The 17046-nt window shown below is 65.5% G+C and carries 14 protein-coding genes; 8 read left to right on the forward strand and 6 right to left on the reverse strand.

The genetic code is table 11. The features are described from left to right. The 7 genes from AB5S05_RS00005 to fdhA all read left to right on the forward strand — a co-directional run. The coding region (locus AB5S05_RS00005) for a PLP-dependent aminotransferase family protein (RefSeq protein WP_500179403.1) at positions 1-458 on the forward strand (458 nt) is incomplete at its 5' end. Positions 459-552: 94 nt separating this feature from the next. Continuing rightward, complete coding sequence (locus tag AB5S05_RS00010) at positions 553-1803, forward strand: sarcosine oxidase subunit beta family protein (RefSeq protein WP_369285340.1); 1251 nt, start codon at positions 553-555, stop codon at positions 1801-1803. 55 nt (positions 1804-1858) lie between these two features. Further along, positions 1859-2185 carry a sarcosine oxidase subunit delta gene (locus tag AB5S05_RS00015; RefSeq protein ID WP_369285341.1) on the forward strand — a complete coding sequence of 109 codons (327 nt, stop codon included), beginning with the start codon at positions 1859-1861 and terminating at the stop codon, positions 2183-2185. Then, on the forward strand, positions 2182-5199 hold the full coding sequence (locus AB5S05_RS00020; RefSeq protein ID WP_369285342.1) for a sarcosine oxidase subunit alpha: 3018 nt from the start codon (positions 2182-2184) through the stop codon (positions 5197-5199). The genes AB5S05_RS00015 and AB5S05_RS00020 overlap by 4 nt, the downstream gene beginning before the upstream one ends. After that, positions 5192-5821 carry a sarcosine oxidase subunit gamma gene (locus tag AB5S05_RS00025; protein WP_369285343.1) on the forward strand — a complete coding sequence of 210 codons (630 nt, stop codon included), beginning with the start codon at positions 5192-5194 and terminating at the stop codon, positions 5819-5821. Before AB5S05_RS00020 ends, AB5S05_RS00025 begins: the two co-directional genes overlap by 8 nt. Before the next feature lie 91 nt (positions 5822-5912). Then, complete coding sequence (purU, locus tag AB5S05_RS00030; protein ID WP_369285344.1) at positions 5913-6776, forward strand: formyltetrahydrofolate deformylase; 864 nt, start codon at positions 5913-5915, stop codon at positions 6774-6776. A gap of 177 nt (positions 6777-6953) precedes the next feature. Further along, positions 6954-8153 carry a formaldehyde dehydrogenase, glutathione-independent gene (gene fdhA / locus AB5S05_RS00035; protein ID WP_369285345.1) on the forward strand — a complete coding sequence of 400 codons (1200 nt, stop codon included), beginning with the start codon at positions 6954-6956 and terminating at the stop codon, positions 8151-8153. 894 nt (positions 8154-9047) lie between these two features. On the opposite strand, the gene AB5S05_RS00040 is transcribed toward fdhA, so the two are convergent. The 6 genes from AB5S05_RS00040 to choX all read right to left on the reverse strand — a co-directional run bounded on the left by AB5S05_RS00040 (position 9048) and on the right by choX (position 15733). Beyond that, positions 9048-10727: a BCCT family transporter gene (locus AB5S05_RS00040; protein WP_369285346.1), complete on the reverse strand. Its 1680-nt coding sequence runs from the start codon at positions 10725-10727 to the stop codon at positions 9048-9050. Between the two features lie 153 nt (positions 10728-10880). Continuing rightward, on the reverse strand, positions 10881-12068 hold the full coding sequence (locus tag AB5S05_RS00045; protein ID WP_369285347.1) for a gamma-butyrobetaine dioxygenase: 1188 nt from the start codon (positions 12066-12068) through the stop codon (positions 10881-10883). A gap of 89 nt (positions 12069-12157) precedes the next feature. Further along, entirely contained in the window at positions 12158-12646 is a 489-nt protein-coding gene (locus tag AB5S05_RS00050) for a thioesterase family protein (RefSeq protein ID WP_369285348.1), read from the reverse strand. Between the two features lie 111 nt (positions 12647-12757). After that, positions 12758-13723 carry an L-carnitine dehydrogenase gene (locus AB5S05_RS00055; protein ID WP_369285349.1) on the reverse strand — a complete coding sequence of 322 codons (966 nt, stop codon included), beginning with the start codon at positions 13721-13723 and terminating at the stop codon, positions 12758-12760. 84 nt (positions 13724-13807) lie between these two features. Next, entirely contained in the window at positions 13808-14695 is an 888-nt protein-coding gene (gene cdhC, locus AB5S05_RS00060) for a 3-dehydrocarnitine:acetyl-CoA trimethylamine transferase CdhC (RefSeq protein ID WP_369285350.1), read from the reverse strand. A gap of 99 nt (positions 14696-14794) precedes the next feature. Next, positions 14795-15733: a choline ABC transporter substrate-binding protein gene (gene choX / locus AB5S05_RS00065; protein WP_369285351.1), complete on the reverse strand. Its 939-nt coding sequence runs from the start codon at positions 15731-15733 to the stop codon at positions 14795-14797. Positions 15734-15959: 226 nt separating this feature from the next. On the opposite strand from choX, the gene AB5S05_RS00070 reads away from it, so the two are divergent. Continuing rightward, entirely contained in the window at positions 15960-16910 is a 951-nt protein-coding gene (locus AB5S05_RS00070; RefSeq protein ID WP_369285352.1) for a GlxA family transcriptional regulator, read from the forward strand. Positions 16911-17046: the final 136 nt, after the last annotated feature.

Genomic DNA, 17046 nt, shown 5'->3' on the forward strand with positions numbered 1-17046 from the left:
TGCACGTGATCGCGGCCAAGGCGGTGTGCTTCAAGGAAGCCCTGGAGCCCGAGTTCAAGGACTACCAGGCCCAGGTGATCAAGAACGCCCAGGCCATGGCCAAGGTGTTCATCGATCGCGGCTACGACGTGGTCTCCGGCGGCACCGACAACCACCTGTTCCTGGTCAGCCTGATCAAGCAGGGCATCACCGGCAAGGACGCCGACGCCGCCCTGGGTCGCGTCGGTATTACCGTCAACAAGAACTCCGTGCCGAACGACCCGCAGTCGCCGTTCGTCACCTCCGGCCTGCGCATCGGCACCCCGGCGGTCACCACCCGTGGCTTCAAGGAAACCCAGTGCATCGACCTGGCCGGCTGGATCTGCGACGTCCTCGACCACCTCGGCGATGCCGACGTCGAGGCGCAGGTCGCCAAGCTGGCTGCCGGGCTGTGCGCGGACTACCCCGTCTATCGCTGATCACGCAAGAAGGATCGCGGGGTGGGCCCACCACCCCGCACAGGCTGAACAGGCCATCCATGGTTAAGTTTTCACGTATCAGGAGTACCCACTGATGCAACGTTATTCCGGCTTCGGCCTGCTCAAGCACTCCTTCAGCCACCACGAGAACTGGCAGCGCATGTGGCGCAACCCGACGCCCAAGCCGGTCTACGACGTTATCATCGTCGGCGGTGGCGGCCACGGTCTGGCGACCGCCTACTACCTGGCCAAAGAGTTCGGCGTGAAGAACGTCGCGGTCATCGAAAAAGGCTACCTGGGCGGTGGCAACACCGCGCGCAACACCACCATCGTCCGTTCCAACTACCTGTGGGACGAGTCGGCGCAGCTCTATGAGCATGCCATGAAGCTGTGGGAAGGCCTGTCCCAGGACATCAACTACAACGTCATGTTCTCCCAGCGCGGCGTGTTCAACCTCGGCCACACCCTGCAGGACATGCGCGATATCGAGCGCCGGGTCAGCGCCAACCGCCTCAACGGCGTCGATGGCGAAGTACTCAACACCCAGCAGGTCGCGGACATGATCCCCTACCTGGACTGCTCGAAGAACACCCGTTATCCGATCCTCGGCGCCTCCCTGCAGCGCCGCGGCGGCGTGGCCCGTCACGATGCCGTGGCCTGGGGCTATGCCCGCGCCGCCGACGCCCTGGGCGTGGACCTGATCCAGCAGACCGAAGTGATCGGTTTCCGCAAGGAAAACGGTGCGGTCATCGGCGTCGAGACCACCAAGGGCTTCATCGGTGGCAAGCGCGTCGGCGTGGTTACCGCCGGTAACTCCGGGCACATGGCCAAGCAGGCCGGTTTCCGCCTGCCGCTGGAATCGCACCCGCTGCAGGCCCTGGTGTCCGAGCCGATCAAGCCGATCATCGACACCGTGATCATGTCCAACGCCGTGCACGGCTATATCAGCCAGTCGGACAAGGGCGACCTGGTCATCGGCGCCGGCATCGACGGCTACAACGGCTATGGTCAGCGCGGTTCCTACCCGACCATCGAACACACCCTGCAGGCCATCGTCGAGATGTTCCCGATCCTCTCGCGGGTGCGCATGAACCGCCAGTGGGGCGGCATCGTCGACACCTGTCCAGACGCCTGTCCGATCATCAGCAAGACCCCGGTGAAGAACCTGTTCTTCAACTGCGGTTGGGGCACCGGCGGCTTCAAGGCGACTCCGGGTTCCGGCCACGTGTTCGCGGCGAGCCTGGCCAAGGGCGAGATGCACCCGCTGGCCAAGCCCTTCTCCATGGACCGCTTCTACACCGGCGCCCTGATCGACGAACACGGCGCGGCCGGGGTCGCACACTGATATTGGCCCCCTCTGCCAATGGCAGAGGGAGGAAGGTTTTCTGGAGGTACCGATCATGCTGCATATTTTCTGCCCTCACTGTGGCGAGCTGCGCTCCGAAGAGGAATATCACGCCGGCGGCCAGGCGCACATCGCGCGCCCGCTGGACCCGAACGCCTGCACCGACGAGGAATGGGGCGAGTACCTGTTCTTCCGCGACAACCCACGCGGCATCCACCACGAACTGTGGATCCACGCGGCGGGCTGCCGCCAGTACTTCAACGTCACCCGTCACACGGTGAGCTACGAAATCCTCGAAACCTACAAGATCGGCGAACGTCCCAGCGTCACTGAGGACAGCGTCGCCGCGAAAAAGGCTGTCGACCAAGGAGTAACGGCATGAGCCAGGTCAATCGTCTTTCCCAGGGCGGCCGCGTCGACCGCAGCCAGCCCCTGAACTTCAGCTTCAACGGTCAGACCTACCAGGGTTTCGCCGGTGACACCCTGGCCGCCGCCCTGCTGGCCAACGGCATCGACGTGGTCGGTCGCAGCTTCAAGTACTCGCGTCCGCGCGGTATCGTCGCCGCCGGTGCCGAGGAGCCCAATGCCGTGCTGCAGATCGGTTCCACCGAAGCGGCCCAGGTGCCCAACGTGCGCGCCACCCAGCAGGCGCTGTATGCCGGCCTGGTTGCCAACAGCGTGGCCGGCTGGCCGAACGTAAACACCGACCTGATGGGGATTCTCGGCAAGGTCGGTGGTGGCATGATGCCGCCCGGCTTCTACTACAAGACCTTCATGTACCCGCAGAACCTCTGGCTGACCTACGAGAAGTACATTCGTAAGGCCGCAGGTTTAGGTCGTGCACCGAAGGAAAACGACCCGGACAGCTACGACTACATGAACCAGCACTGCGACGTGCTGGTGGTCGGTGCCGGCCCTGCCGGTCTGGCCGCGGCCCTGGCCGCCGGTCGTAGCGGCGCGCGGGTGATTCTCGCCGACGAACAGGAAGAGTTCGGTGGCAGCCTGCTCAGCACCCGCGAGACCCTCGACGGCAAGCCCGCGTCCGACTGGGCCGCCAAGGCCATCGCCGAACTGGAGAAGATGCCGGAAGTGACCCTGCTGCCGCGCTCCACCGTGAACGGCTACCACGACCACAACTTCCTGACCATTCACCAGCGCCTGACCGACCACCTCGGTGAAGTCGCGCCCATGGGCCAGGTGCGTCAGCGCATGCACCGCGTGCGGGCCAAGCGCGTGGTCCTGGCCACCGGCGCCCACGAGCGGCCGCTGGTCTACTCGAACAACGACGTGCCGGGCAACATGCTGGCCGATGCGGTCTCCACCTATGTGCGCCGCTATGGCGTCGCGCCGGGCCGCAAGCTGGTGCTGTCGACCAACAACGACTATGCCTACCGCGTGGTCCTCGACTGGCTGGATGCCGGCCTGCAGGTCGTCGCGGTCGCCGATGCGCGCAGCAATCCGCGCGGCACCTGGGTCGAAGAAGCGCGCAAGCGTGGCGTGCGCGTCCTCACCGGCAGCGCCGTGGTCGAAGCCCGTGGCAGCAAGCGCGTCACCGGTGCGCGGATCTGCGCCGTCGACCTGAGCAAGCACAAGGTCACCAGCCCGGGCGAAGTGCTCGACTGCGACCTGATCGCCAGCTCCGGCGGTTACAGCCCGGTCGTACACCTGGCCTCGCACCTGGGTGGCAAGCCGATCTGGAAGGAAGACATCCTCGCCTTCGTTCCCGGTGAAGGCTTCCAGAAGCGCCTGTGCGCCGGTGCCGTGAACGGCATCTTCGCCCTCGGCGACAGCCTCGCCGACGGCTTCGAAGCCGGTGCTCAGGCCGCGTCCGAGACCGGCTACAAGGCCGCCGAAGGCACCGTGCCGAAGACCGAGAAGCGCACCGAGGAACCCGCCGTTGCGCTGTTCCAGGTGCCTCACGACAAGGGCACGGCGCGCGCGCCGAAGCAGTTCGTCGACCAGCAGAACGACGTCACCGCCGCCGGCATCGAGCTGGCCACCCGCGAGGGCTTCGAGTCGGTCGAGCACGTCAAGCGCTATACCGCACTGGGCTTCGGTACCGACCAGGGCAAGCTGGGCAACATCAACGGCCTGGCCATCGCCGCGCGCTCGCTGGGCGTGAGCATTGCGCAGATGGGCACCACCATGTTCCGCCCGAACTACACGCCGGTGACCTTCGGCGCCCTGGCCGGGCGCAACTGCGGCGCGCTGTTCGATCCCAAGCGCTACACCGCGATGCACAAGTGGCACCTGGAGAACGGCGCCGAGTTCGAGGACGTCGGCCAGTGGAAGCGTCCCTGGTACTTCCCCAAGAAGGGTGAAGACCTGCACGCCGCCGTGGCGCGCGAGTGCCTGGCCGTGCGCAACGCGGTGGGCATCCTCGACGCCTCGACCCTGGGCAAGATCGACATCCAGGGCCCGGATGCGCGCGAGTTCCTCAACCGCGTGTACACCAACGCCTGGACCAAGCTGGACGTGGGCAAGGCCCGCTACGGCCTGATGTGCAAGGAAGACGGCATGGTCATGGACGACGGCGTGACCGCCTGCCTGGCCGACAACCACTTCCTGATGACCACCACCACCGGTGGCGCCGCACGGATCATGGAATGGCTGGAGATCTACCACCAGACCGAGTGGCCGGAGCTGAAGGTGTACTTCACCTCGGTTACCGACCACTGGGCGACCATGACCCTGTCCGGCCCCAACAGCCGCAAGCTGCTGGCGGAAGTGACCGATATCGACCTGGACAAGGACGCCTTCCCGTTCATGACCTGGAAGGAAGGCAACGTCGGCGGCGTGCCGGCCCGTGTGTTCCGCATCTCCTTCACCGGTGAGCTGAGCTACGAGGTCAACATCCAGGCCGACTACGCCCTGGCTGTCTGGGAAAAGATCGTCGAGGCGGGCAAGAAGCACGGCCTGACCCCGTACGGCACCGAGACCATGCACGTGCTGCGTGCCGAGAAGGGCTTCATCATCGTCGGCCAGGACACCGATGGCTCGGTGACTCCGGACGACCTGGGCATGGGCTGGTGCGTCGGTCGCACCAAGCCGTTCTCCTGGATCGGCTGGCGTGGCATGAACCGCGAGGACTGCCTCAAGGAAAACCGTAAGCAGCTGGTCGGCCTCAAGCCCGTGGACCCGAACAAGGTGCTGCCGGAAGGCGCGCAGCTGGTGTTCGATCCGAAGCAGTCGATTCCGATGACCATGGTCGGCCACGTCACCTCCAGCTACATGAGCGCGGCGATGAACTACTCCTTCGCCATGGCCCTGGTCAAGGGCGGCCTCAAGCGGATGGGCGAGCGCGTGTTCGCACCCTTGGTGGATGGCAGCGTGATCGAAGCCGAAATCGTCAGCCCCGTGTTCTATGACCCGAAAGGGGATCGCCAGAATGTCTAACGTGAATGTCTACAAGCAACGCCCCGACAGCGGCCGTGCCGAGTCGCCACTGTTCCACGCCGGCCTCGACGAGCTGGCGCGCAAGGGCAAGAGCGGCGCCGGGGTGACCCTGCGCGAGAAGAAGCTGCTCGGTCACCTGATCCTGCGCGGCGACGCCGACGACGCCAGCTTCGCCGGCGGCGTGCACAAGGCCCTGGGCCTCGAGCTGCCGGTGGCCCTGACCCTGGTGGCCAAGGGCGAGACCTCGCTGCAGTGGCTGGGGCCGGACGAGTGGCTGCTGATCGTGCCCAGTGGCGAGGAATTCGCCACCGAGCAGAAGCTGCGCGAAGCTCTGAGCGGCCAGCACATCTCGGTGGTCAACGTCAGCGGTGGCCAGACCATCGTCGAGCTGAGCGGCCCCAAGGCCCGTGAAGTGCTGATGAAGTCGACCCCCTACGACGTCCACCCGAGCAACTTCCCGGTGGGCAAGGCGGTCGGCACGGCGTTCGCCAAGTCGCAACTGGTGATTCGTCGCACCGGCGAGGAGAGCTGGGAGCTGCTGGTGCGCCGCAGCTTCGCCGACTACATCTGGCTGTGGCTGCAGGATGCCAGCGCCGAATTCGGTCTGGCGATCAAGGCCTGAGGATAGCCTCTGAGGGAGCGGTCGCGCAGCCTGATGCTGCCCGGCCGCTGCCACGGGTGCCTGCATCGACCTATAGCAGCGGGAAACCGATATGAGCCGCACCCCCGATACCTGGATTCTCACCGCCCACTGCCCGAGCGTGCTCGGTACCGTGGATGCGGTGACGCGCTTTCTGTTCGAGCAGCGCTGCTATGTCACCGAACACCACTCGTTCGATGATCGCCTGTCGTCGCGCTTCTTCATTCGCGTCGAGTTCCGCCAACCGGGGGATTTCGACGAGCAGGCGTTCCGCGCCGGCCTGGACGAGCGCCTGGCGCCCTTCCAGATGGACACCGAGCTGACCCCGCCGGGATATCGGGCCAAGGTGGTGCTGATGGTCAGCAAGGCCGATCACTGCCTCAACGACCTGCTCTACCGCCAGCGCATCGGCCAACTGGGCATGGACGTGGTGGCGGTGGTCTCCAACCACCCGGATCTGGAGCCGTTAGCGCGCTGGCACGACATTCCCTACCACCACTTCCCCCTCGATCCCAACGACAAGTCGGCGCAGGAGCGCAAGGTGTTGCAGGTGATCGAGGACACCGGCGCCGAGCTGGTAGTGCTCGCCCGCTACATGCAGGTGCTGTCGCCGGAGCTGTGCCGCAAGCTGGATGGCTGGGCGATCAATATCCACCACTCGCTGCTGCCCGGATTCAAGGGGGCCAAGCCCTACCACCAGGCGTACCAGAAGGGCGTCAAGCTGGTCGGCGCCACGGCCCACTACATCAACAACGACCTCGACGAGGGCCCGATCATCGCCCAGGGCGTCGAGACGGTGGACCATGCGCACTATCCGGAGGATCTGGTCGCCAAGGGCCGCGACATCGAGTGCCAGACCCTGGCCAAGGCGATCGGCTATCACCTCGAGCGGCGGGTGTTCCTCAATGCCAACCGCACCGTAGTGCTGCACGCGTAGTTCGTGCGCCGGGCTCGCCGCTCGTCGGCGTATCCCGGCGCCATTGCAATACCGGAGTGGAATTACCGCACTGCCTCTGCGCGGTCACTCCGGCAACACAGACCCAAGCTCCACTGCAAGGCCGCGTGGCCGTTGTGGCCGCGCCTTTGTATCCACAACAACAAAGGAGAATATCCAATGTCCGGTAATCGTGGTGTCGTCTACCTCGGCGCAGGCAAGGTCGAAGTACAGAAGATCGACTATCCGAAAATGCAGGATCCGCGCGGCAAGCGCATCGGCCATGCCGTAATCCTCAAGGTGGTATCCACCAATATCTGCGGCTCCGACCAGCACATGGTGCGTGGTCGTACCACCGCCCAGGTCGGCCTGGTGCTGGGCCACGAAATCACCGGTGAGGTGATCGAGAAGGGTCCCGACGTCGAGCACCTGGAGATCGGCGATCTGGTATCGGTACCGTTCAACGTCGCCTGCGGCCGTTGCCGCAGCTGCAAGGAACAGCACACCGGCGTGTGCCTGACCGTCAACCCGGCTCGCGCCGGCGGTGCCTATGGCTACGTCGACATGGGTGACTGGACCGGGGGTCAGGCCGAATACGTGATGGTGCCGTATGCCGACTTCAACCTGCTCAAGCTGCCGGATCGCGACAAGGCGATGGAGAAGATCCGCGACCTGACCTGCCTGTCCGACATCCTGCCGACCGGCTACCACGGCGCCGTCACCGCCGGCGTAGGCCCGGGCAGCACCGTGTATGTCGCCGGTGCAGGCCCGGTTGGTCTGGCCGCCGCGGCTTCCGCACGCCTGCTCGGTGCCGCGGTGGTCATCGTCGGTGACGTCAACCCGGTGCGCCTGATCCATGCCAAGGCCCAGGGCTTCGAGATTGCCGACCTGTCCCAGGACATCCCGCTGCACGAGCAGATCGCCAACCTGCTGGGCGAGCCGGAAGTCGATTGCGCCATCGACTGCGTGGGCTTCGAGGCACGCGGCCATGGCCATGAAGGCGTCCAGCACGAGGCTCCGGCCACCGTACTCAACTCGCTGATGGGCGTAGTCCGCGTTGCCGGCAAGATCGGTATTCCCGGCCTGTACGTCACCGACGATCCAGGTGCAGTAGACGCCGCAGCCAAGAAAGGTGCACTGAGCATCCGCTTCGGCCTCGGCTGGGCCAAGTCGCACAGCTTCCACACCGGCCAGACCCCGGTAATGAAGTACAACCGTGCGCTGATGCAGGCGATCATGTGGGACCGCATCAACATCGCCGAAGTGGTCGGTGTCGAGGTGATCAGCCTGGACGACGCACCGAAGGGCTATCACGAGTTCGATGCCGGCGTGCCGAAGAAATTCGTCATGGACCCGCACAAGCTGTTCAGTGCCGCCTGAGTCGTATGCCTGACCAAAGCCGCCCCCACGCGGGGCGGCTGCAGTCCTGGGGGAGCCGCTTGGCTCCCCTTTCTTTATGCGCCGGGCGAGCCGCCCGCCGCCCCTGCGCGACTATCCCTTGCGCCGGTGGCGTGCGCTCCCGACCGCTCGCGTGGGTGTTACCTTGCCCCGCCCGGGTAACGGAAACGGGTAGTACCGCAACACAAACGGCAACAAAATGCTCAACGGCCAACCCACGCCAAAACATAAGCCACTGATCTATAAGGATATTTAAAAACTGGCACGAGCTATGCTCTATATTTCCGCACAAAAACAAGAATCCAAAAGCAACGAGCAACTCGACGCTGGCACAACAACAACAAGAGTACAGGCGAGTAGCAAACTGATTTTTTTGGAGAGGCTGTGCTATTCGGGGTTTGCCCCGCGACCAGGCCAATAACAATAAAACTACCTCAAGGTAGCGGATTGGTAGGTTGGATCACCCAGTGACGATGGCCGGACCAGGGTCCAAAAAAATACGTTTGCCTTGATCCCGATGGGATCCGATGCAGCGATTTGGAGCGATAAAAACAACAACAAATCGTTCAACAAAAAAAACAAAGCACGCTACGACACTTTGAAGGGGAGCTCCGGCTCCCCTTCGTGCTTTGTGCAGTTCCTCCTGTCGCGGCCCCGCGCCGAACCGTCTCCCGCCTGAACCCTGCGCAACGCATCCGTCCGCCATCTTTCATCCGTTCCCTGGCAGCAGCCGACGGGACGACAGCACCCTTTCACCAGGCAGCTCTCGCCGCCACCGCCATCACGCAGCCCCGGCTGATTACCGTGCCAGCAGCACGGAAACGACAGGGGCCGCCCTGAGGCAGCCCCTGTGATGGCGCTTGCCAGCGAAAACGCTTAGACGTTGTCCCCCTGCGGCGCGGCCAGAGGCGGGGTCACCGCCACTTCAGCCGAATCCATGATCAGCGACTTGAGCACCCCGAAGGTCATCAGGAAGATCACCAGGCTCAGCGGCAGTGCGGCGGCGATATTGGCTGTCTGCAAGGCATTGAGTCCGCCCGCGACCAGCAGCACCGCGGCGACGAAACCGATCACGGTGCCCCAGAAGATGCGGAAGATCTTCGGCGGCTCCTGGTTGCCCAGCGACAGTATGGTGGTCAACACCAGGGTGCCGGAGTCCGACGAGGTGACGAACCAGCTGAGCAGCAGAAACACCAGCATCGCCGACAGCACCCAGCCCACCAGACCGTCGCCGGCGATCCCGTCCGCCGCACTGAACAGCGCCGCCGGCAGGTTCCAGGCGTTGACCAGCTGGATCAGTTCGCCCGTGCCGGCACCGCCCGCCGCATTCAACTCCTGATACAGCGCCGAGCCGCCGAAGATGCCCAGCCAGACGAAGATGATGAAGGTCGGCACGCAGAGCACGCCGATGACGAACTCGCGCAGGGTGCGGCCGCGGGAGATGCGTGCGATGAACAGGCCGACAAAGGGAGCCCACGCCAGCCACCAGCCCCAGTAGAACACGGTCCAGCCGTTCTGCCAGGCCGCCGGCCCCTCCTCGGTGGGGAACCACAGGCCCATCTGCATGAAGTTGCCCAGGTAGTCGCCCAGCGACTCGGCGAACAGGCCGACCAGCCAGGCGGTTGGCCCGCCGAACAGGAAGAAGGCCACCACCAGGGCGGAAATGATGATGTTCCATTCGGAAATGATCTTGATGCCGCGGCCCACGCCCGAGAGTGCGGAGAGGATCGAGACGATCGAGATCAGGCCGATCAGCAACAGCTGCGTGGTGGTCCCCGGATCGATACCCACCAGGCGTTCCAGGCCCACGGCCATCTGGCTGACGCCCAGGCCCAGCGAGGTGGCGATGCCGAACACGCAGCCCAGCACCCCCAGCAGGTCGACCGCATGACCTATGGGGCCATAGATGCGATCACCGATGAAGGGGTGCAGCGAAGAGCGCAGGGCCAGCGGCAGCTTCTTGCGGTAGGCGAAATAGGCCAGGGCCAGGCCGACGATGGCGTACACCGCCCACCCATGGATGCCCCAGTGGAAGTAGGTGACCCGCAGGGCATCCACTGCCCGCGCATGACCGATCTCGGTGGCACCGGCCATGTCGGCGTAGGGGTTGTTCGGGTAACCGAAGGCGCCGCTGTTATCCAGGTAGAAGATAGGTTCGGCCACCCCGAAGAACAGGATGCCGATGCCGATTCCCGCGGAAAACAGCATGGAGAACCAGGCGAAGTTGCTGAAGTCGGGGCGACTGGCATCGTCGCCCAGGCGCACGCTGCCGTAGCGGGTAAACACCAGGGTGAAGCAGACCAGGATGAAGAACACCATGGCCACCAGGTAGTACCAGCCGAACACATTCTCGATCCAGCCGCGCGTGGCGCCGAACAGCTTGCCGGCCAGCTCGGTATTGATGCCGGCAAACAGCACGAATGCCAGCACCATCACCGCCGAGACGATCGTCATGCCTTTGTGCATGCCCTTGAACAGGCCCGCCTGGCTCAGCAACTCTTCCTTGAACACGCTGGTGCCAGGGGCGCCAGCGAATTGTTCCCTACTATTGGACATTTTCTTGTTCTCCCACCTTCGGGTATCGGTTGGTTGTCGTGGTGTGTACGCCCGCCAGCCGCCGGCGCCTTGCGCGCAGGCGCGGACAGGCGCGCCGGGCGCCGGAACGCCGGGCCGCCGGAACGCCGGGCCGCGCTTCAGTCGGCCGTGGGGCTAGCGCTGCAATACGTGAATGCGCGAGAGCAGCTCGTCGCGATCCACGTAGCAGCCCTGGAAGTGCCGGGCGCCGCTGGCCGGGTCGAATTCGCTGCGCGCGTGCAGGGTGCGCCGGTTGTCGAAGCACCACAGCTGCCCGGCCTGCAAGCGGCGCTGCACGCGGAAGCGCGGCTCGCGGGTCATGGCGATGAACCGCCGATAGGCGCGGTACAGCTCCGGCATGCGCTCGGCCGGGGCATCGAAGGGGCCGCGCAGGAAGTTGGCCATGCGCACCTCGCTGACCAGGCCATGGGCATCCAGGGCGATGATCGGCGCCAGGCAGCGGTAGTCGCTGGTGCGGCTCTTGTTGCGGAACTCCACCGGCGTGGTGCAGAGGATATGGAACAGCTCGGGCGCCTCCTGGTGCAGCGCCTCGGCGATGGCGAAGCCGTCGACGAAGATGCTCTCGCCACCCCGGGCATCGTTGACCAGGCAATGCAGGAACTGCAGACCCGGCTGCAGCTCGCGGGTCGGCAGGTCGGTGTGCATCGGCAGGTTGAAAGAGGTATAGGCATTGCTGTCGGCATCGGCCTTGGACTGCACATCGAACAGCACGCCGAAATTGCTTTCGCGAATGAAGGAGATGCGTTTGCCGAGCTGTTGCAGGGCGCCGGCGCTGGCCGGCACCCCGAGCAGTTGGGTCAGGCCGACATCGCGCACCGCCAGCAACCAGTGCAGCAGGGCGCCGTCGTCCTCGAGCACCGCCTGATAGTCGAACTGCGGCAGCTGCTCGGCCAGCTCGGCGCCCCACAGCCGGGATTGTGGCCGCTGCGCACGGCGCTCGGCCCGCGAGGCCTCGTCGTAGGCATGGGCGCGCAGCCAGCCGGGGTGGAAGCGGCTGTGGTGACCGTCCTGCCAATCGACCAACAAGTGGCCCTGCTCGTCGATGCGGGTGCGCTGCGGACTGAGCTCCTCCGGCACATCGACGATTTCCAGCAGCTGCTCGCGGGTCACGCCATAGACGCACTGGCTGCAGGCGCAGTTGTCGCGCAGCCACTGGTGATGGAAGGGGCTGACCCGACCATCGCTCCAGCTAATCTCCAGGCTGTCGTGGGTGGCACTGACAGCGGCCAGGTCGGCACTGATCGGGTAGCTGCGCCAATCGGCGATGGGCGCGGCTTCGAGGGAGGGGTCTAGGGCGTTCATGGCGGTCTCCTGGCGGGGTGCTTACCCGCATTATTGTTGTTCGGGCTCGGTGTAAACGCGTGAGGCCATCCCGGCCTCCTGTTTAGGCGCTAGGCCTTGGCCGGGGGCAGGCCGATGACCCGGCCGACGTGGAGCGGCGCCGTGAGGCCTCGCTGGGCCTCGCTCAGCGCCAGGACCCGCTGCAGCACCTGCTGGTCAAACGGCGCCGAGCGGCCGCTGGCACTGTCGATGTTCATCAGCATCTGTTCGTTGGCGGCGAGCAGTTCATCGCCGCCGGGGTAGTAGAGGCCGTGGTGAACGTGCAGGCGCTTGAGGTCATGACCCAGCAGCTGGGTGCGCACCTCGACCTCGGCGCCGAGCTTGACCTCGGCCAGGTAGTTGAGGTGGCACTCCAGGGTGTACAAGGTGTGGCCGCAGCGCGCGCGCCCCGCCTCGTCCAGGCCCAGATGGTCCATCAGGGCATCGGTGGCATAGCTGAAGATCAGCAGGTAGAAGGCATCACGCAGGTGGCCGTTGTAGTCCACCCACTCGGGCTGGATATCGGTCCGGTAGGTGGTCAGAGGTTGCGCACTGGACATCGGTTGTTCTCCTGCAGCGGGGCGGCTCGCCGCCCCGCCGGCTATCGATTGGCGGGAGTGCCGCCGCGCTCGGGGCCTGGCCCGCCCGGTTCAGACGGGCCAGACTGGACGTCAGTCGGCGAAGTCGAAGCCGTGCTTGGCCTTGGTTTGCCTGATCGCTTCCATCACCGCCATCAGGCAGTCGTCACGGTAGCGCTCCAGCTCGGCGATGCTGCGCTGGCCCTGCTGCACCGCGGTGCCCTCGACCACACTGTCGATCAACTGGTCGGTCAGCTCCGGGGCCTCCAGGTAGGTCCAGGGCAGCTTCAGCGCCGGGCCGAACTGGGACATGAAGTGACGCATGCCGGCATCGCCGCCTGCCAGGGTATAGGTCAGGAAACTGCCCATGAACGACCAGCGCAGGCCGGCGCCGAAGCGGATCGCATCGTCGATCTCGCCGGTGGTGGCCACGCCGTCGTTGACCAGGTGCAGCGACTCGCGCCACAGCGCCTCGAGCAGGCGGTCGGCGATGAAGCCCGGCACCTCCTTGCGCACGTGCAGCGGGCGCATGCCCAGCGACTCATAGACCTGAATCGCGGTCTGCACCGCCTCCGGCGCGGTTTTCGCGCCGCCGACCACTTCCACCAGCGGCAGCAAATAGACTGGGTTGAACGGATGGCCGACCACGCAGCGCTCGGGGTGCACGGCGTCGGCATAGAACTCGCTGGGCAGCAGACCCGAGGTGCTCGAGCCGATCAGCACGTTGGGCCGTGCGGCGGCGCTGATCTTGGCGTGCAGTTCGCACTTGAGCTCGAGGCGCTCCGGTGCGCTTTCCTGGATGAAGTCGGCGTCCTTCACGCACTCCTCGATGGTGGCAACGAAGCGCAGGCGCTCGGGCGAGGCGCCGGGCGCCAGACCCTGGCTTTGCAGAGCCGGCCAGGCGTTGGCGATGCGCGCGCGCAGAGCCGCTTCTGCGCCGGGCGCCGGGTCCCAGGCCACGACGTCGAGGCCATGGGCCAGGGCGCGGGCGATCCAGCCGGCGCCGATCACGCCGGTGCCGAGGGCGGCGAAGGTTTTCAATTCGGTGACAAAGGCCATGATGGCTCCTGCTTGGGTAGCCCGGATGCATCCGGGGCTGGCAATTGGATCTGGCCCGGATTGCATCCGGGCCACTGACTGGCTTCAGCCGCGCGGCTTGAGGCCCATCTTGGCGCGGCCCTCGGCCGGGGTCAGGACGCGTCCGCCCATACGCTGGACGATCTCGACGGCGCGCTGAACCAGGCTGCCGTTGGTGGCGGGTACGCCCTTGTCCAGCCAGATATTGTCTTCCAGGCCGACTCGCACGTGGCCGCCGAGCAGCATGGCCTGGGCGACCATCGGCATCTGCATGCGGCCGATACCGAAGCCGGCCCAGGTGGCGCCAGCCGGCAGGTTGTCGGCCATGGCCTTCATGGTGGTGGTGTCGGCTGGTGCGCCCCAGGGGATGCCCAGACAGATCTGGAAGATCGGATCGTCGAGCAGGCCTTCCTTCATCATCTGCTTGGCGAACCACAGGTGACCGGTGTCGAAGATTTCCAGCTCGGCCTTCACCCCCAGTTCGGTGATCCGCTTGGCACCGGCGCGCAGCTGCGCCGGGGTGGCGACGTAGATGTAATCGCCGTCGCCGAAGTTCAGGGTGCCGCAGTCCAGGGTGCAGATCTCCGGGCGCAACTCCTCGATATGGGCCAGACGGGTCAGCGGGCCGACCAGATCCGAGCCGTGGCCGAACTCCATCGGCTGCTCGCCCGGGCCGATTTCTAGGTCGCCGCCCATACCGGCGGTGAGGTTGATGATCACGTCGGTGTCGCTCTCACGGATGCGCTCGACCACCTCGCGGTACAGCTCGATATCGCGACTACCCTTACCGGTCTTGGGGTCACGCACATGGCAGTGGGCGACGGTGGCGCCTGCCTTGGCCGCCTCGATGGCGGCGTCGGCGATCTGCTTAGGCGTGACCGGGATGGCGGGGTGGCGGCCAACGGTGTCGCCGGCGCCGGTGACTGCACAGGTGACGATGACTTCATAGTTCATGGGGGCTGCATCCTTATTCGGGGCGAGTGGGGGCCGTACGCCCGGCTGGGGCGCACGGCACGGCGGTTGTTGAGGGAGTCGGGGCGTGGGCTGCCCGGGTTACTCGAGGCTGGCCTGCACGGCGGCGAGGCCGTCCTTGCCATCGACGGTGGTCACCCCGGCCAGCAGCCGGCTGAGGTCCTGCGGGTTGTCCTTCAGCCACTGGCGCGCCACGGCCTTGGCGTCTTCGCGGGCCATGATCGGCTCCATCAGCTGGCTTTCCTGGGCGGCGCTGAAGGTCAGGTTATCGAGCAGGCGGCCGACGTTCGGGCAGCGCTGGGCATAGTCGGGGGCGGTGACGGTCCACACGGTGGCCAGACCTTCGTCGGGGCCGAACACATCCTCGCTACCGGTCAGGTAGGTCAGGTCCATCTTGATGTTCATCGGGTGCGGCTTCCAGCCGAAGAACACCACCGGCTTCTTGGCCTTCACCGCACGGGTGACCGCGGCGAGCATGGCCGCCTCGCTGGACTCGACCAGCTTGAATCCACCGAGACCGAACTGGTTGCTGTCGATCATCTTCTGGATGGTGGTGTTGGCCCCGGTGCCCGGGTCGATGCCGTAGATCTTGCCGTCCAGCTGGTCGCGGAACTTGGCGATGTCGGCATAGGTTTTCAGGCCGGCCTCGGCCAGGTAGCTGGGCACCGCCAGGCTGGAGATGCCATCGGCCAGGCCCGGCTCGGCGAGGACCTTGACGTCGCCCTTGTCCTGGAACGGCTTGATGTTGTCGTCCATCAGCGGCTTCCAGTAGCCGAGGAAGAAGTCGACCTGCTTCTTGCCGATGCCGGAGAAGATGATCTGCTGCGAGGCCTGGGTCTGGGTGGTTTCATAGCCCAGGCCTTCGAGCAGGGTGGCGGCCACGGCCGTGGTGGCGACCACGTCGGTCCAGCCGACCAGACCGATGCGCGCCTTCTGGCAGCTGGCCTGCTCGGCGGCCATCAGCGACGAACTGAACAGCGTGAGCAAACAGCAACCGGCGATTACCTTGAGACCTTTCATCAATGTGCCCTCGTGTGGCGTTACGGATCTACTTGTCATTCTTCCGGAGCGCGGCGCCCCGTCCCGTGGTCGGGCCCAAGTGCACCCGATGTGCCTAACAGTACGCAGCAAGGATGGGGAGAAAACGCACTAGAACGACTACCTGTTGAACCATAACGACTCTTGCGCTTGCTCCATTGAGCAAACTGGCTTCTAGTAAGGTCGTGAACTTTGCGAAAGCGCGGCCATGCCCCAGACGTTCCAGTTTCTTCTGCTACCCGGCTTTTCCATGATGGGCCTGATGTCGGCCATCGAACCGCTGCGGGCGGCCAACCGCTTCTGCCGCGATGCCTTCGCCTGGCGCCTGCTCAGCCAGGACGGCGACGCGGTGCAGGCGAGCAACGGCATGTCGCTGAATGTCGACAGCGCCCTGGAACTGCCGGCGGCCGGCGACAGCTTGTTCGTGGTGGCCGGCTACGAGCCGCTGCTGCACTTCAATGCGCGCCTGGGCGCCTGGTTGCGCCGGGCCGACCGCGAGGCCGGGCTGCTCGGCGGCATCGACACCGGCAGCTTCGTGCTGGCCGAGGCCGGGCTGTTCGGCGACCAGTGCCTGACCCTGCACTGGGAGGCGATAGAGGCGTTCAAGGAGCGCTATCCACGCCTGACGGTGACCCAGGAGCTGTTCGAAATCGACGGCCGGCGCATCACCAGCGCCGGCGGCACCGCCACCCTGGACCTGATGCTGACCCTGATCGGGCGCAAGCATGGCGAGCAGCTGGCCCTGGAGGTTTCCGAACAGTTCGTGCTCAGTCGCATCCGTTCGCGGCAGGATCACCAGCGCATGCAGATCGCCAGCCGCTATGACCTGCACAACAAGAAGCTGGTGCAGGTGATCGGCGAGATGGAACGCCACAGCGAGCAGCCGCTCAGTTCCCAGGCCCTGGCCGACCTGGTCAAGGTCACCCCGCGGCAACTGGAGCGCCTGTTCCGCCATCACCTGGACGAGACCCCTTCGGGCTTCTACCTCAACCTGCGCCTGGACAAGGCGCGCCAGCTGCTGCGCCAGACCGACATGAGCGTGCTCGAGGTCGGCCTGGCCTGTGGCTTCGAGTCGTCCTCGTATTTCTCCCGCTGCTACCGCGCCCGTTTCGCCACCTGCCCCAGCCAGGATCGCCACGAACAGTCGGCCGTCGGCTGATCGCGCCAGCAGGGCCGCGCTCGCACCGGCCGGCACGCCGCCGAATCCCGCGGCGGCGCTGGCGGCGGTCGCTGCCGACGGCTTATCCGTTCACGACCGGCCATTGACGCTTTCGGCAATACCCCGGTCGTTTTTG

This window comes from Pseudomonas zhanjiangensis (assembly GCF_041027545.1).
In the GTDB taxonomy this organism is placed as follows: Bacteria; Pseudomonadota; Gammaproteobacteria; order Pseudomonadales; family Pseudomonadaceae; genus Aquipseudomonas; species Aquipseudomonas zhanjiangensis.